The 19,171-nt window shown below is 33.9% G+C and carries 20 protein-coding genes; 10 read left to right on the top strand and 10 right to left on the bottom strand.

Translation table 11 applies throughout. The annotated features are described in order from the left end of the window. Positions 1-3: 3 nt before the first annotated feature. On the top strand, positions 4-489 hold the full coding sequence (gene ribH / locus KAOT1_RS09485; RefSeq protein ID WP_007094571.1) for a 6,7-dimethyl-8-ribityllumazine synthase: 486 nt from the start codon (positions 4-6) through the stop codon (positions 487-489). A gap of 31 nt (positions 490-520) precedes the next feature. On the opposite strand, the gene KAOT1_RS09480 is transcribed toward ribH, so the two are convergent. From KAOT1_RS09480 to KAOT1_RS09470, 3 genes are read right to left on the bottom strand one after another with little or no spacing between them, the layout of a single operon-like run. Then, a complete protein-coding gene (locus KAOT1_RS09480) occupies positions 521-1,075 on the bottom strand; it encodes an RsmD family RNA methyltransferase (RefSeq protein ID WP_007094570.1) in 555 nt (184 codons plus the stop codon). Further along, a complete protein-coding gene (locus tag KAOT1_RS09475; RefSeq protein WP_007094569.1) occupies positions 1,076-1,912 on the bottom strand; it encodes a DUF3822 family protein in 837 nt (278 codons plus the stop codon). Beyond that, positions 1,890-2,756: a hypothetical protein gene (locus KAOT1_RS09470; protein ID WP_007094568.1), complete on the bottom strand. Its 867-nt coding sequence runs from the start codon at positions 2,754-2,756 to the stop codon at positions 1,890-1,892. Before KAOT1_RS09470 ends, KAOT1_RS09475 begins: the two co-directional genes overlap by 23 nt. A 190-nt stretch (positions 2,757-2,946) precedes the next feature. Between KAOT1_RS09470 and KAOT1_RS09465 the strand changes: the two genes are divergently transcribed. The 6 genes from KAOT1_RS09465 to KAOT1_RS09440 all read left to right on the top strand — a co-directional run bounded on the left by KAOT1_RS09465 (position 2,947) and on the right by KAOT1_RS09440 (position 7,951). Continuing rightward, positions 2,947-4,374: an ATP-dependent DNA helicase gene (locus KAOT1_RS09465; protein WP_007094567.1), complete on the top strand. Its 1,428-nt coding sequence runs from the start codon at positions 2,947-2,949 to the stop codon at positions 4,372-4,374. 132 nt (positions 4,375-4,506) lie between these two features. Further along, entirely contained in the window at positions 4,507-4,719 is a 213-nt protein-coding gene (locus tag KAOT1_RS09460; protein ID WP_007094566.1) for a hypothetical protein, read from the top strand. Positions 4,720-4,792: 73 nt separating this feature from the next. Beyond that, positions 4,793-5,506 carry a 3-deoxy-manno-octulosonate cytidylyltransferase gene (kdsB, locus tag KAOT1_RS09455; RefSeq protein ID WP_007094565.1) on the top strand — a complete coding sequence of 238 codons (714 nt, stop codon included), beginning with the start codon at positions 4,793-4,795 and terminating at the stop codon, positions 5,504-5,506. Beyond that, positions 5,506-6,198: an HAD family hydrolase gene (locus KAOT1_RS09450; protein WP_007094564.1), complete on the top strand. Its 693-nt coding sequence runs from the start codon at positions 5,506-5,508 to the stop codon at positions 6,196-6,198. The genes kdsB and KAOT1_RS09450 overlap by 1 nt, the downstream gene beginning before the upstream one ends. Then, a complete protein-coding gene (locus tag KAOT1_RS09445) occupies positions 6,198-6,821 on the top strand; it encodes a CatA-like O-acetyltransferase (protein ID WP_007094563.1) in 624 nt (207 codons plus the stop codon). Before KAOT1_RS09450 ends, KAOT1_RS09445 begins: the two co-directional genes overlap by 1 nt. A 47-nt stretch (positions 6,822-6,868) precedes the next feature. Then, complete coding sequence (locus KAOT1_RS09440; RefSeq protein ID WP_040559447.1) at positions 6,869-7,951, top strand: iron-containing alcohol dehydrogenase family protein; 1,083 nt, start codon at positions 6,869-6,871, stop codon at positions 7,949-7,951. A gap of 359 nt (positions 7,952-8,310) precedes the next feature. Here the strand turns inward: KAOT1_RS09440 and KAOT1_RS09430 are convergent, their stop codons facing one another. From KAOT1_RS09430 to KAOT1_RS23680, 3 genes are all read right to left on the bottom strand, one after another. Beyond that, positions 8,311-8,691 carry a VOC family protein gene (locus KAOT1_RS09430; protein WP_007094560.1) on the bottom strand — a complete coding sequence of 127 codons (381 nt, stop codon included), beginning with the start codon at positions 8,689-8,691 and terminating at the stop codon, positions 8,311-8,313. A 1-nt stretch (position 8,692) separates the two neighbouring features. Next, on the bottom strand, positions 8,693-9,211 hold the full coding sequence (locus KAOT1_RS23685; RefSeq protein WP_007094559.1) for an MFS transporter: 519 nt from the start codon (positions 9,209-9,211) through the stop codon (positions 8,693-8,695). A 79-nt stretch (positions 9,212-9,290) separates the two neighbouring features. Next, entirely contained in the window at positions 9,291-9,905 is a 615-nt protein-coding gene (locus KAOT1_RS23680) for an MFS transporter (protein ID WP_007094558.1), read from the bottom strand. 327 nt (positions 9,906-10,232) lie between these two features. On the opposite strand from KAOT1_RS23680, the gene KAOT1_RS09420 reads away from it, so the two are divergent. Then, complete coding sequence (locus KAOT1_RS09420) at positions 10,233-10,838, top strand: DUF1684 domain-containing protein (protein ID WP_040559446.1); 606 nt, start codon at positions 10,233-10,235, stop codon at positions 10,836-10,838. A 22-nt stretch (positions 10,839-10,860) separates the two neighbouring features. On the opposite strand, the gene crcB is transcribed toward KAOT1_RS09420, so the two are convergent. After that, the gene (crcB, locus tag KAOT1_RS09415; protein ID WP_007094556.1) at positions 10,861-11,232 is read right to left on the bottom strand and encodes a fluoride efflux transporter CrcB; all 372 of its coding nucleotides are present in this window, start codon (positions 11,230-11,232) and stop codon (positions 10,861-10,863) included. 83 nt (positions 11,233-11,315) lie between these two features. After that, entirely contained in the window at positions 11,316-12,362 is a 1,047-nt protein-coding gene (locus KAOT1_RS21975; RefSeq protein ID WP_007094555.1) for an SRPBCC family protein, read from the bottom strand. 235 nt (positions 12,363-12,597) lie between these two features. Here KAOT1_RS21975 and KAOT1_RS09405 point away from each other — a divergent pair, with 235 nt between their 5' ends. Beyond that, positions 12,598-14,658: a dipeptidyl-peptidase 3 family protein gene (locus tag KAOT1_RS09405; protein WP_007094554.1), complete on the top strand. Its 2,061-nt coding sequence runs from the start codon at positions 12,598-12,600 to the stop codon at positions 14,656-14,658. Between the two features lie 115 nt (positions 14,659-14,773). Here KAOT1_RS09405 and KAOT1_RS09400 read toward each other — a convergent pair whose 3' ends face one another. Then, the gene (locus KAOT1_RS09400; RefSeq protein WP_040559445.1) at positions 14,774-15,010 is read right to left on the bottom strand and encodes a class I lanthipeptide; all 237 of its coding nucleotides are present in this window, start codon (positions 15,008-15,010) and stop codon (positions 14,774-14,776) included. A 96-nt stretch (positions 15,011-15,106) separates the two neighbouring features. Between KAOT1_RS09400 and ade the strand changes: the two genes are divergently transcribed. Beyond that, the gene (gene ade, locus KAOT1_RS09395) at positions 15,107-16,726 is read left to right on the top strand and encodes an adenine deaminase (RefSeq protein WP_007094552.1); all 1,620 of its coding nucleotides are present in this window, start codon (positions 15,107-15,109) and stop codon (positions 16,724-16,726) included. Positions 16,727-16,768: 42 nt separating this feature from the next. Here ade and KAOT1_RS09390 read toward each other — a convergent pair whose 3' ends face one another. Then, positions 16,769-19,087: a coiled-coil domain-containing protein gene (locus KAOT1_RS09390; RefSeq protein ID WP_007094551.1), complete on the bottom strand. Its 2,319-nt coding sequence runs from the start codon at positions 19,085-19,087 to the stop codon at positions 16,769-16,771. Positions 19,088-19,171: the final 84 nt, after the last annotated feature.

Here is a 19,171-nt window from a genome sequence, read left to right as displayed (position 1 = left end):
TATATGGCGACAGTAAATAAAAACTTATCAACATATGATAAAGCTACAATCCCAAATGCGAAAGATTTTCGATTTGGGATTGTTGTTTCTGAGTGGAATGAGAACATTACAGAAGGACTTTGTGAAGGTGCCATTGCTACACTACTAGAGAATGGAGTTGTAGAAGATAATATTGTTCGTTGGAATGTTCCAGGAAGCTACGAATTGGTCTACGGAGCAAAACACATGCAAAAAACGCAAAAAGTAGATGCAATTATTGCTATTGGAAGTGTGATTCAAGGAGAAACGAAACATTTTGATTTTGTTTGTTCCGCTACAGCACAAGGAATTAAAGATTTAAATGTGCAATCGGATATTCCTGTAATTTTTTGTGTGTTGACAGATAATACTTTACAGCAAGCAATTGATCGTTCTGGTGGAAAACATGGAAATAAAGGAACAGAAGCCGCAGTAGCCGCAATTAAAATGGCTGCTTTGCGAAAATTCTAATTCATAATTATGAATTCAGAATTCAGAATTATTATTCTGAGTTTGTTTCAGGAAGTTCAAAAAAGCTAAACACAGAACCACCATAACTTTTTGAAAAGCTAAAATTAGCAACATGTTCAAGTGATGTTTCTTTGGCGTGTTCTATAATTAAAAAACCATCTTCCAAAAGTAAATCTCTCTCAAAAACGGTAGTGGCAATTTGTGTAAATTGAGCTTCCGTAAACGCATACGGCGGATCTGCAAAAATAATATCCGATTGGATGTTGGTACGATCTAGAAATTTATACACATCACTTTTTATCGCGGTAATGTCAAGTTCCAATAGTGCGGCAGTTTGTTTGATAAAACGCACACAACCATAATCGCCATCTACAGCAGTGATATTTTCCGTGCCGCGTGACGCAAATTCATAACTTATATTTCCAGTTCCTGCAAAAAGATCAAGCACAGAAATTTCATGAAAGTAATAATGATTGTTTAAAATATTGAACAACGATTCTTTAGCTAAATCGGTTGTTGGACGAACTGGCAATTTTTTAGGAGCTGTCAATCGTCTTCCTTTATGTTTTCCTGAAATAATACGCATCTAAAAATTGGTTAACAAGGTGAAATTATGATGACTTTCTACAGTTTCTATTTCAGTACTAAATTCAAATGGATACTTTTTATCTAAAAAGTCAACATGACGTACATACGTATACGTTACGGTGTACAGAATGTCTGCTTTATCAATTGCTCCTAGAAAATATAATTGAATGGTATCTGTGTTCAATTGTAATTGCTCAAGCGTGAATAATAAATAATAAATGAAATCTTCGGAACTTGAATACTCAAACGAATTGTATAACAACAGTTTCTTATGTTGAATCACTACAATTTCAAACTGTTCCTTTTGTACGTGTACGTAAACGGTAGCTTCTTCAGATGTTTTTGGCAAGTGAAAAATATTTTCGAGTAGTACAGTTGCAAAATGTTTAAAATGAAATGCGCCGTATTTCTCAAAAAATAAGTTGTTGATATTTACATACGGAATATACACATTTACCATATCATTATTCGCAACAACATCAAACGTAATATAATCGTTTGCTAAAATCTTGTTGTTATATTTCAGATAATCGGCAAGGTTTTTGTCGGAAAATAAAGGTTTTGGAACAAAAGTAGATAAGGTGTTGATGTGACTCACTGTAACTGCCTCAAACGACTGATCTAGCAACGATGCTTCCTGTTCAAAAATTGCAATGACTTCCTTTTCCAATTGCAACGGATTGGTCACATGTTCAAAATGAAAATGCTTCAGTGCCGTAATTTCGTTGTGAATTGTATTTAGGATACAAAAAGAAAGTCCATTCAGTGAGATCTGAATGGACAACTTTTGCAAATCTAATTGATCTGTATCTTTATTTTTTCTTGTTTTTGTCATTAATCTCGTAACTTGTTGGCCAGTTTCCGCTATCACTTACTTTCTCTAGTGATCCAACAAAAATTTCTTTTCCGTCTACTTCATCAACAGAAACCACTCGTTTCTCTTGCATTAATAAATCTTTGTTCTGATCGTGTAAAATAACGTCTTTATCTACAGAAACTTTAAATACAGGAGCAGTATATCCGTTTACAATGATAGAATCAACTTTCATTTTAAAAGTTTCTTTTTCATTTTTCGCATACGGTACATATCTCATTTTCTTGTAGCGATCTGAACCTTTAAATAACGAATCCTTTACAGCTCTAAAGCTTAATGTATCAATGATAACAACTTCTTTCAGTTTGTCAATCTTATATACTTTGTCAAACTCTGTGTAACTAGAATCTCTCTTTTCTACAATGGCAAACTCTGCATTTTCAATAAAGCTTTCAAGCGCGTTGAAATCTTTTGCATAATCTCCTCTAATCGTTTTGTGCGCTAATTGTGCGTCTCTAATATCTTTTAAATTGTTAATTACGGCAGTATAACGTTTTACTTTTACCTGTCTGAACTCAACAGGTGCCATAATTGAATTGTAAATTTTATATCCGAAAAATACAGATGCTAATAAAAAGATCACTGAAAATAAAGGTCTCACCTTTCGTGGAACCACTTTTTCAATCAAAAATAAAAGTCCAATAGCTACAATTAAGGCTACCACTAAAATGATTGGAGTTTTTAGTGCTTGGAATGAACCCTTCTCAACAACATCAGCGTTTTGCGCTAGTGATAAAGCTGGAAGAAGTAAGAAAGCGGTTACTAATGATAAGACTAAATTGAATTTTTGTTTTAAGTGTTTCATCTCTATTAAGAATAGTTTTGTTTTAAGAACATCAATATACGCAAATCTACAATTTTTTTTTAATCGTAAAAGTATTTCCGTAAAAAAAGCATGTTATATTTATAAAAAATCAAATGATACCAATTCATTCAATTTACTTTTCTATTTTCGCTCGTAAATATCGCGTAAAAAGACGACAATAGCTAGACTTATGGATGCAACTACATTTTACAAACTATTAAAAAGTAAATTCCCACATGAAGTTACTTTTAAACAAGATGTAGTTTTACACAAACTTTGCGAATTTATTTTTGGTAACGATCCAGATGCTTTATTCCTTTTAAAAGGATATGCAGGAACAGGAAAAACCACAACTATTGGTACGTTGGTTACACATTTGTGGCACACCAAAAAGAAATCTGTTTTACTAGCGCCAACAGGTCGTGCGGCAAAAGTAATTAGTAACTATTCCAAGCGGCAAGCACATACAATACACCGAAAAATATACTTTCCTAAAAAAGACAAAGGCGGTGGTGTAAACTTTGTATTGCAGCCAAACAAGCATCGCGACACTATTTTTATTGTGGATGAAGCATCTATGATTCCTGATTCGCCTACTGATTCTAAATTATTTGAAAATGGTTCTTTATTAGACGATTTAATGCAATATGTATATGCAGGACACAAATGCAAACTCATTTTAATTGGAGATACTGCGCAGTTGCCACCTGTAAAACTTGATATCAGTCCAGCATTGGATGAACGTACGTTAGAATTGAATTACAATAAAAACGTAACACTCATTGAATTAGATGAAGTTGTACGACAAGATGCTGATTCTGGAATTTTAGTCAATGCCACAAATTTACGAGAACAATTGCACGACGAATTTTACGCGGAATATAAATTTCAACTCTCCAATTTTCCAGATATTATCCGTTTGATTGATGGTTACGAAATTCAAGATGCTATCAGTGATTCATATTCCGATAGCGGAAAAGAAGAAATGGCAATCATTGTTCGATCTAACAAAAGAGCTAATATATACAATCAGCAAATACGAAGTCGTATCTTGTTTAATGAGAACGAATTAGCTTCAGGCGATTACCTTATGGTTGTAAAAAACAATTACTTTTGGTTGCCTCCAACTTCCGAAGCAGGATTTATTGCCAATGGTGACATTATTGAAGTATTGGAAATTTTTGCGATCAAAGAATTGTATGGTTTTCGCTTTGCGGAAGTCAAGATAAGAATGGTCGATTATCCAAATCAAAAACCACTAGAAACGGTGTTGCTTCTCGATACCATTCATGCGGAAACTCCAGCATTATCTTATGAAGATGGAAATCGCTTGTATCAAGAAGTGATGAACGATTACGCAGAAGAAACTTCCAAATACAAGAAATTTTTAAAAGTAAAAGGGAATAAATATTTCAATGCATTGCAGGTAAAATTTAGTTATGCAATTACCTGTCACAAATCGCAAGGTGGACAATGGAAAACGGTTTTTATTGAGCAACCATACTTGCCAAATGGCGTTGGAAAAGAATACATGCGTTGGTTATATACTGCTATAACGCGTGCACAAGAAAAGCTATATCTCATCGGTTTTTCGGATGAATTCTTCTTGGAATCCTAAGGAATATCCTAGTCAAAACTCATACTTCATCACAAAAAAGAATCTAATTGTGATAAAACGACTTCAACATGCGCTAAGAATATTTTTCCTATTTTTAAAAAATTAACCAACCAAAACTATTGTATTGCATGAATGATTTATATTACAAGCTTTTGGGTAAAAAAGGCGCAAGCTAAAGAATTCTATCTTACCATAAACAATATGATGGAAAGTTATGACAAAGAAGGAAAGCTCAGTTTTGATGAAAAACCGCAAATCAGTTTTATAAAAATAAGTAAAGAAGCTGGACAACAACTCTTTGTAAAGAAAAACGAACTTGGTACTGTGACTGCCGAAGAAGATTAATTGAGAATCTTACATTAAAATTGTACTTTTGAAACTATAAAACTACAAACTACAGCCTTTGAAAATTATAGCAATGATTCCCGCACGATATGCAGCTTCCCGATTTCCCGGAAAGCTCATGCAAGATTTGCACGGAAAAACCGTGATTACGAGAACGTATGAAGCCACCGTTGCTACAGGTTTGTTTGAAGAAGTCTTTGTAGTAACAGATAGTGATATTATCCGTGAAGAAGTGAGTCGTCATGGCGGAAACGTAATTATGAGCAAAAAGGAACACGAATCTGGAAGTGATCGTATTGCAGAAGCGGTACAAGACGTGGAAGCGGATATTGTAATCAATGTGCAAGGTGACGAACCGTTTACAGAAAAGGCAAGTTTAGAAAAAGTCATCAATGTATTTCATGACGATCCCAACAAAGAAATCGATTTGGCTTCATTGATGGTAGAAATCAAGGATTGGGACGAAATCAACAATCCAAATACCGTAAAAGTGATTGTAGACCAACGTAGTTTTGCGTTGTACTTTTCTCGTTCTCCAATTCCCTTTCCAAGAGATAAAAATGCAGGTGCCAAATATTACAAACACAAAGGAATCTATGCGTTTCGCAAACAAGCATTACTCGATTTTGCCGAATTGCCAATGAAAATGCTAGAAGCCACTGAAAAAATAGAATGTATTCGTTATTTAGAATTCGGCAAAAAAATAAAAATGGTAGAAACTACGGTTGAAGGTGTTGAAATAGATACGCCAGAAGATCTAGAACGTGCAAAAAAACAGTGGAAGTAATGAAATATAAAAACATAAAAGTCATTGCTTTTGATGCTGATGATACACTTTGGGTAAACGAAACCTACTTTAGAGACGTGGAGCATAAGTTTGCCAAATTGTTATCTGCTTACGAAACCGAAAATACGATCGATCAGGAATTATTTAAAATGGAAATGAAAAACCTTCCAATCTACGGATACGGTATTAAAGGTTTTATGCTTTCTATGGTAGAAAGTGCAATTGAACTCTCTAACGGGAAAATTTCAAACAAAGTACTTTCTGAAATCATCGATTTAGGCAAAGAAATGATTTCTATGCCAGTAGAATTGCTCGATGGCATTGAAGAAGTTTTAGAAAATTTAAACAAAAAATACAGATTATTAGTCTTAACGAAAGGCGATTTGCTGGATCAAGAACGCAAATTAGAAAAATCTGGCTTGACCAAATACTTTCATCATGTAGAAGTGATGAGCGACAAAAAAGAGAAAAATTATCAAGACTTACTCGATCATTTAGAAATAAATGTGAACGAATTTTTGATGATTGGCAATTCGCTAAAATCAGACGTTTTGCCAATTATAAACATAGGAGGAAAGGCAATTCATGTTCCATTTCACACAACTTGGCAACATGAAACCGTTTCGCCAAACGAAGAATCTGATGCGTATGATGTCGTAAAAAACATTGTTGAAGTGTTAAACTATTTGTAATGAAGAAACTAAATGTAGCCACGTGGAATCGAAGAAAGCATTTTGAATTTTTCAATACATTTCAAGATCCGTTTTTTGCAGTTGCAGCGCCAATGGATGTCACAAAAGCGTATGAATTTGCAAAAGCTTCTGGAAATAGCTTTTTTGCGGTTTATTTGCACGATTGTATGCAAGCTGTTAATTCGGTAGAAGCATTTAAATATCGCATTGAGAATGAAGATGAAGTTGTAATACACGAAGCCATTCACGCTTCATCAACGATTATGCGACCAAACAAGACTTTTGGTTTTTCGTTTATAGATTACGATGCCAATTTTGAAATATTTAAGCAAAATCTAGAAAAAGAAAAAGAGCGTATTTTCAATTCAGACGAATTATTTCCGCCTAAAAATACAGAGGATTGTGTGTTTTGTTCAGCGCTTCCTTGGACGAGTTTTACAGGACATAAAGAACCTTTTCATGGAAAAAAAGAATCGGTTCCAAGAATCGCTTTCAGTAAAATGGAAGTTAAAAATGATAAAAAAATAATGACGGTTTCAGTTTCCGTAAATCACGCATTGATGGATGGCTATCATGTAGGACAGTTTACCGAAAAGTTTCAAGAATATTTGTTGAAACACTAAATAACCTAACGTAATATTTATATTTACACTATTAAACCTAACTAACTATGCAGTATAAAAACTTTCCAATGGTTCCCAGAGTCATCTTCGGCAGAGGAAGTTTTAACCAGATACAAGAAATTCTTGCGCCAAAACGTGTCAATACAAAAGCGCCATTTATCTTTTTGGTAGATGATGTTTTTGAGCACAATCCTTGGTTGATTGATAGAATTCCACTTCGTTTTTTAGATCAAATTATTTTTGTTTCTGCGGAAGAAGAACCAAAAACGTCTCAAGTTGATGCATTGGTCGCTGAACTAAAATCTCGTTTCACGGAAAATCCATCAGGAATTATTGGAATTGGTGGCGGAACCTTGCTCGATATGGCAAAAGCAGTCGCAATTATGTTGACCAATGAAGGAAGTGCCGCCGATTATCAAGGTTGGGATTTGGTAAGTACAGAAGCTGTATATCATGTTGGAATTCCGACAATTTCAGGAACTGGCGCCGAAGTTTCACGAACAACGGTATTAACTGGACCTGAAAAAAAACTTGGAATTAACTCAGATTATACGCCGTTTGACCAAGTAGTTTTAGACCCTGAATTAACGCGTGGCGTGCCACAAAATCAGTGGTTTTACACCGGAATGGACTGTTATATTCATTGTATAGAATCATTGACAGGAACGTATCTCAATGCGTTTAGTCAAAGTTACGGGGAAAAAGCACTAGAATTATGTCGTAATGTATTCCTAGAAAAAAATGTGCGTGATGAAGATTCGGAAGATAAATTGATGATGGCTTCTTGGCACGGTGGTATGAGTATTGCCTATTCGCAAGTTGGAGTTGCACATGCCATGAGTTACGGACTTTCGTATTTACTCGGTACAAAACACGGAATTGGAAATTGTATAGTGTTCAATCATTTGGAAGAATTTTATCCGCAAGGCGTTTCAGAATTCAAAAAAATGGTACGCAAACACGATATCGATATTCCTACAGGAATTTGTGCAAATTTGACCGACAAAGAGTTTGATAAAATGATTGATATTGCATTGATGTTAGTACCACTTTGGGAAAATGCATTGGGCAAAAACTGGCAAGAAATCATTACGCGAGAGAAACTGAAGGCGATGTATAAAAAGATGTAGCTTCGACAAGCTCAGCTATCTTTTTCATTTTTGGATCGCTTCTTTTCGACTTCGTTCAAGGTGAACGCTTTTGAATCACATTGCTTGTTTAATTATATGCTTGTCATTCTTGCGAAGGTAGCAATTTACTTTAAATTGCATATGCGTAAAGTATCTACGAATTACTTAATCTTTACAGCGTTAACACGTAGAGAAAACAATAAAATTTGTTTAACAATTCTAACAGCAAAGTTTCCAAAGTTGAACTTTATAATTGAAGATGTAAAAGCAATAAGTTAATTCACAAAAGAACATGCTTCTTTATATATCACAACTTAAAATCGAAACAACCTTGAATCCTTGAATTGAGCGAAGCGAAACTAACCATCAACTCGCCACGGCGGATTCTTTCTGTCTTTACCAGCTTTAAACAGAATCAATTTGTTTCCATCTAAATCATGTAAATGTGCTTCTCGCCAATTCCATGATTTATCTTCTGGTAAACTGATAAAGTTAATGCCTTTTGCTTGTAATTCAATAACTTTTTCATCTAAAGTAGCATTCTCAAAATACAAAGTAATATTATGGCTTTCAGACATTTTTTCAACATGATGAATTGAAAAAGTTGCCTCGCCGTCGGGACATTCAAAACGAACATATCTAGGAAGTGCGTCTACAATAAGACGCAATCCTAGTTTTTTATAAAATTTTGTTGCTTTGGCAACATCTGTTGACGAAATAGTTACTTGATTTAAATTCATATTACAATCCTTTTTGTGTTCGTTTACTCAACCAAATAGCTAGTATAATTCCAATAACTCCATACAATCCACTAACCAACCAGTTTGCTTGATATCCAAACTTTTCAACAATATCAAATCCTATTTTCGGGCTGAAAATGTGTGCTATAGAAAAGGACATCGCATACATCGCCATATAACTACCTTCAAGACCATCTTTAGCTCTATTTAAGGCATATCTGTTTGTGTACGGAAAGCCTAGCATTTCACTGAGTGTCATAAGAATAATACTTATAATCAAAATTCCAATCCAGAAATTTTGGTACATTACTAAAAAGCTAACTGTAAGTAATATACAAGACATTATGATATATTTTACAATAGGAATTCGTTGTTTCTCTAAATAATTAAGAAGTGGCATTTCAAACACTACAATAATTGCTACATTCAGAAATAAAAGGATTCCAATTTTAAATTCATTAAGGTGAAATACCTCATCATAATATAATGGTATGGTTGTGAATAACTGAAAAAAAGCCATCCCAAAAAGAAAACAAATAAAAGAATGAATCCAAAAAGAAATGTCTTTATATACGATGTTTTTGTCTAAATTGTTATGCTTACCACGGTATGTCTGATGGTTTTACTTTAGGATCTTTTACTAAATAGCCAAATAACAAAAGGGCTATAATACGGGTAATGCCATCAATCCAAAATAATAAATTGTATCCTTGAGTGACTATGATTAACCCAGCTAACGTAGGTCCAATTCCCATACCTGCATTAATAGCAAGTCGTATCAAACCAACAGATCTTGTTTGATTTTCGGGTTTGCTATAAGCTTTTATCGCTACAAAAATAGCAGGTCTGAAAGTGTCTGCAATAGACATTGTGATTAAGATAGCAATACAAAATCCCCAAAAAGAATCTATGTATTGTAGTGCAATAAAACACATTCCTGTTAAGAAAAGGCTGGTAATCATTATTTTATAAAAACCGAAAATATCTGTCAGTTTTCCTCCAAGCCATGAGCCAATCACAGAGCCAATTCCGAAGAAAGCAAAAATAGAACCGATATCCGTTTCTGTGAGTCCCATATCTTTTTTTAAATACAATGACAAAAACGGAATAACCATTGTTCCAGCTCTGTTTACAAGCGAAATAAGCGAAAGAAACCATATTTCTTTTGATAATCCTTTAAATGAAGCCATGTAATTGATATACATTTTTTTCATGATTCGTATTTTTGGTTGGTTAATATTGGTAGTTTTTTGATTTTGAAATATTGTTAAAATAAAAAAGTCCGACGGTGAAGTCGGACTTTTACAATTGTATTATGTGATATCTATATCAGCACAATATATAAGCATCCGAACTCCTTATCCAAGAAGATCTTTGTACATACTTATTTACTGTGGTAATTGTCATTATTTCTATGATTTGATTCAAAACTACATAAAAAAAGGATACAAATAATAAAAATCTTCAATTATTTAATGACAAATTGTATTTTTGGAATTATTCTGTCTCAGAAATTGTTTAATTAAATTGAATCGTAAACGATGAAAAATATTTGCTTGATTTTGTGTGTTTTAATGTTGACTGTGAGTTGTGCGCAAGAAAAAAGAATGCTTGTTGGAGAAACTGATTTTCAGCGAGAATTAAATTCAGAATTTAAAGATGCTACCAAATCACCATTGACACCTAAAGATTTAAAAACATTTAAAGCATTAGAATTTTTTCCTGTAGATGAAGCATATAAAGTTACGGCAAGTTTTAAGTTGACGCCAGATGCAAAATCATTCAAAATGAAAACATCTACCTCGCGAACGCCAATTTATAAATGCTACGGAATTGCAACTTTTAAACTGAACGGAAAAGAGTTCTCATTAGAAGTATATCAAAGTCAAGATCCGAATAAAGATCCGAAATATAAAGACGATTTATTTTTGCCATTTACAGATGAAACCAACGGATTTGAAAGTTATGGCGGCGGACGTTATATTGATGTTAAAATTCCATCAGGGAATACATTAGAAATTGATTTTAACAAAGCATACAATCCATACTGTGCATACAGTGATCGTTATTCATGTCCTGTGCCACCAAGAGTCAATTTTATGAAAACGGAAGTAAAAGCTGGCGTGAAAGCTTACAAGAAACATTAATTTTCAGGCTTGTCTTTTTCGGTTAAAAATATTTAACCACAAACATTCCTAAGAAAACTGCCGCAAAACCAATTACAAAACTTGCAATTGTATACAGAAAGAAGGTCATGAAATCTCCAGATTTTAAGAAGACATGATTTTCATACGCAAACGTTGAAAACGTGGTAAAGCCACCACAAAAACCCGTAGCAAGTAATAAGGTATGTTGCTGATTGATCGCTTGATTTTTAGCAGCCATTCCTAAAATAATTCCAATCAATAGACTTCCCAAAATGTTTGCGGCAAACGTTCCGTAGGGAATTCCTGTTGCAGAACTATTCAAATATTTTCCTAATAGAAAACGCAAGGTGCTTCCAAATCCTCCGCCAAGGAAAACCAATAAAAGTGCTTTCATATGTTGCTAAAAATAAAAAGATTGTCTAAAAGTAATCATTTTGAATACAGTTTAGACAATCTTCATAAAGGTTTTAAAATTTTTTACTCAGCAGTTTTTACCAAATAGTAGATATCAGTTTGTACATCCTCAGGCTTTACCGTTGTAGGATCGTTTACATACAATTCCCAGACAGGTCCTGCAGGTACTAATTTATTTTCGTTCATGTAAGTGGCAATCTTCATGTGCGCTTCCATATCGCCAATTCCATACGGACCAAATTTTGAAATTTTTATAACTTTTCCAGCAGGAATAATACTTTTTGTCATTCCGTCCGCATCAGGAATTGCTGTATCGTTATCTAAGAGAAGTCCAATATAAAATTCAGCTTCTTTGGTTTCTTCATCCCATTTTATGTATAATGCTCCTGGCGTGTAATTTTCTAATTTATTTGCAGCAGCATATTGTCCAGCTTTTGGCATGAATTGCATAAATAATTTTGTCATTTCTTCAGGACTTGTCTCTGTTGAGGTTTTCTGGTAATATCCTGTAAATTGCTTAGCAGAACCTTCATGTTGTGAAATTTCGCCTAATCGGAATGTTGGTATTGGGTTGTTTTTCATATATTCTGTCATAACGTTATTTAAATTTTCGAGTCCTTTTTCGTAGTCAGGACCAATCATATTATCCATTCCGCCATATAATGCGGCAAACATTTTAAACATAAAAGGGGAATTTTCTCCACTCATCGTCCAAGTGACTTTAGTTCCTTCTTCAACTTCTTCGAGTTTCCAAGTTACTTTATTTGGATCATAATCAGCAAATTGTAACTCTTGTTCAAGTGATTTGTTGGCTACCATTGATAAGTTTTTCATTCTTCCAGGTCCATCTTTACTCGTCCAACTATAAGAACCGCCAATACCAGCAGTTTGCTCAGGATATGATGCTACTATGGTAGAATCTTTTTCCATCCAAGGATTCCAAGCTTCCCAATTTTTAAAATCGCTAATATTATTAAAAATGGCGGCAGGTGGCGCGTTGATGACTTTACTTCGGGAGATTTTAAAGTCGCTAGGTCTCGTTTCTACATAAATTGCTCCAGCTACAACGAGTACAAGTAGTAACAGCAATAGGTACTTTAGGATTTTCATATTATTTCGGGTGTATTAGTTCGTATTGCTAATGTACAAATTTTTAATGTTTTAGTGAATTGATTACATTTGTGGCAAAATGATGAGGATTTTTTGAGAATTTTGCAATTCTTTGAGTTTTTCTAAAAATATATTACGAAACGTGTAAAACACTCGTAGCCAAATTATTTCATTATTTAATGAAGCTATTTGATATAGTACATTCGACCAAAACAAAAACAATAAAAACAAACAAATGAAATTAAAATCGATTGCAGGATTAGCACTGGCAGCAGGAATGCTATTTTCTTGTGCAGAAAAAAAAGAAGAAGTTAGTAAGACAGATCCGTACGAAGCACAATTTATAGAAGTTGCGGAGAATGGAAAAATGGAATTTAAAGTAGAAGAATTTGGTGATGTTGATATTTTAAGATATGAAATTCCAGGATTTGATGAATTGACTTTAAAAGAAAAAAAGCTAGTGTATTATTTAACACAAGCTGGACTTTCTGGGCGAGATATTATGTGGGATCAAAACTATCGTCATAATTTAACGATTAGAAAAGCATTGGAAAATGTGTATGTAAATTATGAAGGTGATAAAACGTCTGATGATTGGAAGGCTTTTGAAGAATACTTAAAAATGGTTTGGGTTTCAAATGGTATTCATCATCATAATTCAAATGATAAATTAAAGCCAGCATTTTCTAAAGCATATTTAGAAAGTTTGTTGACAGATACAAATACAACATTACAAGGAGAAGCTTTAGAAGTCATCTTTAACGATAAAGATAATAAGAAGGTAAATAAAAAAGATGGTGTAGATAACGTATTGGTTTCTGCGGTTAATTTTTATGGTCCAGACATTACCAATGCAGATGTTGAAGAATTTTATAAAACAGCTTACAAAGGTCCAGAAGGAAGACCAATTGAAGCAGGGTTAAACTCGAAATTAGTTCGTGAAAACGGAAAATTAGTAGAGAAAGTATGGAAATCTGGCGGAATGTATGGTGAGGCAATTGATAAAATTATTTATTGGTTGGAAAAAGCAAAAGGAGTTGCTGAAAATGAAAAGCAAGCTAAAACATTAGGTTTACTAATTGAATATTACAAAACGGGAAGCTTAGATACTTGGGATCAATACTGTATTTCCTGGGCAACTTCTACTGAAGGAAATATTGATTGGATTAACGGATTTATTGAAGTATACAACGATCCAAAAGGATACAGAGGTTCGTACGAAACAATTGTACAAGTTAAAGACGTTGATATGTCTAAGAAAATGGCAGTTTTGTCTGAAAATGCACAATGGTTTGAAGATAATTCTCCATTAATTGATAGTCACAAAAAGAAAAATGTAGTTGGTGTTTCTTATAAATCCATTAATGTAGCAGGAGAAGCAGGAGATGCTTCACCAAAAACTCCAATTGGTGTTAACTTACCAAACAACAACTGGATTCGTCAAGAACACGGTTCTAAGTCAGTATCATTAGCAAACATCATTAATGCTTATGGACAAAATGGTGGGTCTGGAAGATTAAAAGAGTTTGTACATGATGACGAAGAATTACAACTAGAATTGAAATATGGAAAATTAGCTGATAAATTACATACGTCATTGCACGAAGTAATTGGTCATGCTTCTGGTCAAATAAATCCAGGTATCGGTCAGCCAAAAGAAACCTTAAAAAACTATGCTTCAACTTTAGAAGAAGGTAGAGCAGATTTGGTTGGATTGTATTATTTAATGGATCCAAAATTAAAAGAACTTGGATTGGTAGAAGATACTGAAGGTGTTGGAAAAGCGGCGTATGATGGATATATCAGAAATGGTTTGATGACGCAATTAGTTCGTTTAAAACTTGGTGATGATGTTGAAGAAGATCACATGGTAAACAGACAATGGGTTTCTGCTTGGGTTTTTGAAAAAGGACAAAAAGATAACGTAATTGAAAAAGTTACTCGTGACGGGAAAACATATTATGACATCAAAGATTATGTAAAACTTCGTGAATTATTTGGTGAGTTATTACGTGAAACACAACGTATCAAATCTGAAGGAGATTTTGAAGCAGCACGCGCTTTGGTAGAAGGTTATGGAATAAAAGTAGATCAAAAAATTCATGCTGAGGTTTTAAAACGTAATGAACAGTTTAAAGCAAACCCTAATGGTGGATTTGTAAATCCTGTATTAGTTCCAGATATGGATGCAACTGCAAACGAAATTACTGATATCAAAATAAAACAACCAGCAGCATTTGACAACCAAATGTTGTATTACAGTAAGAATTATAGCTTCTTGTCTGATAGGAAATAAAACTTGAAATACATTATTTTGAGAGCCGTTTCAAAACTTATTGAAACGGCTTCTTCTTTTTTATAAAATTTTTGTTAAGCACTCAATTTTATAATAGAAAATCAAGTACTTATCTTTAAACAAGTATATAACAAGTTACATTAAGAGAACAAAATATTCCTTCTGTAGGTTCAGGGCAGCCATCACTAGGACAATTGGCACATGTGTTGGCACAAGTTCCTGTTTGAGGACATAGTTCACAATTAGTTCTTCTTTCAGATTTTTCTCCTCCTCCAATGATTTTCCTTGAATTATTCAACTCAGAAACAGTGCTCTTTTTTAAGCTTAATTTACTTAAATTCTTTTTTTTCATAATTTAATCGTTTAAAAATTTTACATTCGTTAATGTATTTTATGTAACGTAAGTAAAAGTTTATTGTTGTAAGTTTTTACGTTAATTTAGTATTAAATGATTAAGCAAGGAAACATCGTAGACATTTTTAATAAGAGAATTTATAAAGGAGAAATTCACGCGGAAGCTGGGAAAATTGTCAATATTTTGGAGAAAGATCATGACAATGAAACCTATATTATTCCTGGTTTTGTGGATGCACACATTCATATTGAAAGTTCGATGTTGGTTCCTTCGGAATTTGCGCGTTTGGCAGTTTTACATGGAACTGTTGCTACGGTTTCCGATCCGCATGAGATTGCCAATGTGTTGGGAAAAGCAGGTGTGGAGTTTATGATTGAAAATGGAAAGAAAGTTCCGTTTAAGTTCAACTTTGGTGCGCCTTCTTGCGTTCCTGCGACAAGTTTTGAATCGGCTGGCGCTGTGATTGATTCAGATGATATTAAAGAATTGTTGGCAAAACCTGAGATTAAGTATTTGGCAGAAATGATGAATTATCCCGGAGTGTTGTTTGATGATGCAGAAGTGTTAAAAAAAATTGCTTGGGCAAAACATTTTGACAAACCTGTGGATGGACATGCGCCAGGATTACGCGGTGATGACGTTAGTAAATATATTGCCGCAGGAATTTCTACCGATCATGAATGTTTTACCTATGATGAAGCGTTAGAAAAGCTACAAAAAGGCATGAAAGTGATTATTCGTGAAGGAAGCGCCGCAAAGAATTTTGAAGCATTGATTCCGTTGCTAGATGAACATTATGCAGAAATGATGTTTTGCTCAGACGATAAACATCCTGATGATTTGTTATTGGGACATATCAACCAATTGTGCGCACGAGCAGTTGCGAAAGGAAATGATATTTTTAAGGTGTTGCAAGTTGCTTGTGTAAATCCTGTAGAACATTATAAGTTGGACGTCGGACAGTTGCAAAAAGGCGATGCAGCCGATTTCGTTGTGCTGGAAGATTTAACCAATTTTAAGGTATTGGAAACCTACATTAACGGCATCCGAGTTGCTTCTGGGGAAACTTCACATATAGACAGCGTGCCGTTTGAAATACTCAATAACTTCAATACTTCTGCAAAGAATGTGGTTGATTTTCAGGTCAAAGCCACGAAAAGTAAAATCCGCGTGATAGAAGCTTTAGATGGTGAATTGGTAACCAACGAATTAATTTTGGATAATTTGGTCGAAGATGGAAATTTGGTCTCAAATACCGCAGAAGATATTTTGAAAATGACCGTTGTAAATCGTTATCAAGATGAAGTGCCAGCGATGGCTTTTATAAAGAATTTTGGATTGAAAGAAGGCGCAATAGCTTCCTCTGTTGGGCACGATTCACATAATATTATTGCCGTTGGTGTTTCGGATGAAGCTATTTGCAAAGCGGTAAATTTACTCATTGAGAATAAAGGCGGCATTTGTGCCGTTTCTGAAAAAGATGAAAAGGTTGTTTCCTTACCTGTTGCTGGAATTATGAGTGATAAAACTGGTTGGGAAATAGGCGAGGAGTACGCCGAGTTGGACAAACTTGCCAAAGAAATGGGAAGCACTTTACGAGCGCCATATATGAGTTTGTCGTTTATGGCATTGTTAGTAATCCCGTCGTTAAAACTTAGTGATAAAGGATTGTTCAACGGGACTACTTTTGAGTTTACTTCATTGGAAGTATAACATAACTATTGATTTTTGCCTTCGCAGGAATGACAAATTAAATCATTTAGCTTTGATGGCGCCAACACCAAGCGTGAATCGGTAGCCGACTTGGAGTTGGAAGAAAGAATCGTCTCCTGAAGAACTAATGTCTCTGATACTTTTCATACGCAAGAATATAGAGTTTGATTTGTCTTCTCCTGGATAGTAAAATACTTCTGCTTTTACGGCTTGCGTTTTTAAGTAACTTGGTTCAGATAAATTGTTTCGGGCATAATCTCCAATAAATGAATATCCTTTTAATTCGTATCCTACATTAAGTCCAAAATTATTGAGTCGACGAATTTCAATATTTGCTCCTGCACCATACCCAAGTGTTTTAAAATTGATGTCGTTGATGATTTCAGTGCCGCTATCTGTTCCTGTAGTTTGTACTTTGGTTACATTATAACTAAAAGGAAGATACACGGACATCCAAAAAGGAAGTTCTTTGGCAAATCTGAAATGCATAAGATTAATGTCTAATCCCATTTCTAAGTTTGAACGCTCTAGGAGACCTAATTTGTTTTCGTTGAAGAAAAAGTAATCTGCTGGATCGCCCGTATTGGGATTTAGCACGTTTGTTGCTACATCTGGAGTTGTCGCAGCGATAAAATCATTGTCTTCATCAAATCGTGAATAGCGTACGTAAGGCGAAACTTTTTTGAAGTAATAAAAGGCCGTTCCGTTATGATTGAAAGGATGAATGAAGAAATCTGCTTTTCCTTCTATTTGGAATAATCCGTTAGCTTCATCGCCAAATAATCCTAGTAAATCTGTATACGTTCTTAGGTCTAAAACGTGTTGTAAATGGCTGTCGTTTATAACTTGATACGAGCGTCTGCCTGTTTCTTTGGCTTCTTTATCTTTGTCTGATGGAAATTTGTATGCTACGTCATCAGGAACATAGTTGCTACCTGCATTTGGATGATAATCAAGCACTTCTGTATATTTTACTAATAAATGACGTAATGCATTTTCATTGTAAACGCCTTTACCATCAAGACTGACATAGTGCGAATATTTGAGAAAGCTTTTTTTCACTCTACGCGTATAGTTTAGAATACTTACGGGTGTTGTTCCTTCAAAGTAAAATTCAAATTTTCCATCGATAGAATGTAATACCAAACGCGTATCGACAATGCCGCCTTCGCGTAATTCTATTTGAATGGATTTGAACAATGCGCCTTCAGGAACTTCGCCAATAAAGTTCAATATACTGTCTGAACTAATAGGCGTAATAAGATTTTTCTTTTTGATTTGTTTGATGCTCAGCGCATAGCTTTCTTCATCTTTTGTCTGGTTTTCAATATTAAGTGCATTTTTGATTTCATCAGAGTTGTTTTCTGCATAGAAGTTTACAAAAGCTCTATCACCTGGCACTTCAAATGTTCCTAAGTTTGTTTTGCTGTCAATACTGAAAACACTTGCCAATACTTGCCTTGCGCTATTATTACTGAATAAACTATCTACTTTTACAGGATCGTTGTCTCCAACAATGATATATTTTTCAGGATCGAGTTCGTCTTTTTCTACAAACAATCGACAGTTTCGGGCTTTGTATAAATCAAGAATGGAATCTTTTACATTCTCATGTTTTTTTAGGAATTTCTTGTATTCAGTAAATTTCGAGCAAGAATCCATGATTTGTTTTTTAAGTTCTGCATCAAGTTTTAATACAGAATCTCTACTTTTTTCTTTTTCTTTTAGGTCTTCTTTAAAATTTTCCAATTCTTGGCTGTTGGCAGGAGCATCTTTTATGTCTGCTTCTACCATTTTGATATTTTTATTCATTTCAGCAATTGTTTCATCAAAGTCATCTTTCTTGTCTACTAACTTATCAATTGCGTTTTGGCGTGTTTCTAGTGCATTTTTTACCTTATCTTCGTTACTTTCAGCAGTTATTTCTGGTGTGGTTTCTACGACAGTTTCTTTTTTTTCTTTGTATAACTCACAAGCTCTAACATCATATTTATCTAGTGTTTTTTGAGCTACGTTTTGATATTTTGCTAAGAATGTTTGAAATTCGCTATATTCAATACATTTTGTAGTGATTTTATTTTCAATGCTTTGAAGATCTGATTGTAATCCTTTTTTATCGTCTTCTGCTTTTTGTAAAGCCTTTTCATCTTCTTTGGTTTTTTCTTTTTTTGCAGAAAGTTCTTTGATATTTTTTTCGTGGATTAAAACCTCAATATTTAATTGATTTTTTTCATTTAGTAATTCCGTAAGTTCTTTTTGTTTTTTTTCTAATTGCGGAATGAATTTACTTTCAGGGATTTCTTGTGCACAAATCGTAAAAACGCTGAAAAATCCTAAAATAGTTAGTAAAAATGATTTCATATGTAACATGGTTGTAGTTAGTTAGTATAAAAGTAGTATTTTTTATGTAATAGAAAAGTACTTATATGTAGGTATTTTTGAATT

The sequence above is a fragment of the Kordia algicida OT-1 genome (genome assembly GCF_000154725.1).
GTDB classification, from domain to species: domain Bacteria; phylum Bacteroidota; class Bacteroidia; order Flavobacteriales; family Flavobacteriaceae; genus Kordia; species Kordia algicida.
This window is presented reverse-complemented; position numbering and strand designations above follow the sequence as displayed.

What these genes read in the sequence shown, in the direction of transcription:
- ribH (WP_007094571.1), top strand. Translation starts at nt 4, where the DNA reads ATGGCGACAGTAAATAAAAACTTATCAACATATGATAAAGCTACAATC.
- KAOT1_RS09480 (WP_007094570.1), bottom strand. Translation starts at nt 1,075, where the DNA reads ATGCGTATTATTTCAGGAAAACATAAAGGAAGACGATTGACAGCTCCT.
- KAOT1_RS09475 (WP_007094569.1), bottom strand. Translation starts at nt 1,912, where the DNA reads ATGACAAAAACAAGAAAAAATAAAGATACAGATCAATTAGATTTGCAA.
- KAOT1_RS09470 (WP_007094568.1), bottom strand. Translation starts at nt 2,756, where the DNA reads ATGAAACACTTAAAACAAAAATTCAATTTAGTCTTATCATTAGTAACC.
- KAOT1_RS09465 (WP_007094567.1), top strand. Translation starts at nt 2,947, where the DNA reads ATGGATGCAACTACATTTTACAAACTATTAAAAAGTAAATTCCCACAT.
- KAOT1_RS09460 (WP_007094566.1), top strand. Translation starts at nt 4,507, where the DNA reads ATGATTTATATTACAAGCTTTTGGGTAAAAAAGGCGCAAGCTAAAGAA.
- kdsB (WP_007094565.1), top strand. Translation starts at nt 4,793, where the DNA reads ATGATTCCCGCACGATATGCAGCTTCCCGATTTCCCGGAAAGCTCATG.
- KAOT1_RS09450 (WP_007094564.1), top strand. Translation starts at nt 5,506, where the DNA reads ATGAAATATAAAAACATAAAAGTCATTGCTTTTGATGCTGATGATACA.
- KAOT1_RS09445 (WP_007094563.1), top strand. Translation starts at nt 6,198, where the DNA reads ATGAAGAAACTAAATGTAGCCACGTGGAATCGAAGAAAGCATTTTGAA.
- KAOT1_RS09440 (WP_040559447.1), top strand. Translation starts at nt 6,869, where the DNA reads ATGCAGTATAAAAACTTTCCAATGGTTCCCAGAGTCATCTTCGGCAGA.
- KAOT1_RS09430 (WP_007094560.1), bottom strand. Translation starts at nt 8,691, where the DNA reads ATGAATTTAAATCAAGTAACTATTTCGTCAACAGATGTTGCCAAAGCA.
- KAOT1_RS23685 (WP_007094559.1), bottom strand. Translation starts at nt 9,211, where the DNA reads ATGGCTTTTTTTCAGTTATTCACAACCATACCATTATATTATGATGAG.
- KAOT1_RS23680 (WP_007094558.1), bottom strand. Translation starts at nt 9,905, where the DNA reads ATGAAAAAAATGTATATCAATTACATGGCTTCATTTAAAGGATTATCA.
- KAOT1_RS09420 (WP_040559446.1), top strand. Translation starts at nt 10,233, where the DNA reads ATGAAAAATATTTGCTTGATTTTGTGTGTTTTAATGTTGACTGTGAGT.
- crcB (WP_007094556.1), bottom strand. Translation starts at nt 11,232, where the DNA reads ATGAAAGCACTTTTATTGGTTTTCCTTGGCGGAGGATTTGGAAGCACC.
- KAOT1_RS21975 (WP_007094555.1), bottom strand. Translation starts at nt 12,362, where the DNA reads ATGAAAATCCTAAAGTACCTATTGCTGTTACTACTTGTACTCGTTGTA.
- KAOT1_RS09405 (WP_007094554.1), top strand. Translation starts at nt 12,598, where the DNA reads ATGAAATTAAAATCGATTGCAGGATTAGCACTGGCAGCAGGAATGCTA.
- KAOT1_RS09400 (WP_040559445.1), bottom strand. Translation starts at nt 15,010, where the DNA reads ATGAAAAAAAAGAATTTAAGTAAATTAAGCTTAAAAAAGAGCACTGTT.
- ade (WP_007094552.1), top strand. Translation starts at nt 15,107, where the DNA reads ATGATTAAGCAAGGAAACATCGTAGACATTTTTAATAAGAGAATTTAT.
- KAOT1_RS09390 (WP_007094551.1), bottom strand. Translation starts at nt 19,087, where the DNA reads ATGAAATCATTTTTACTAACTATTTTAGGATTTTTCAGCGTTTTTACG.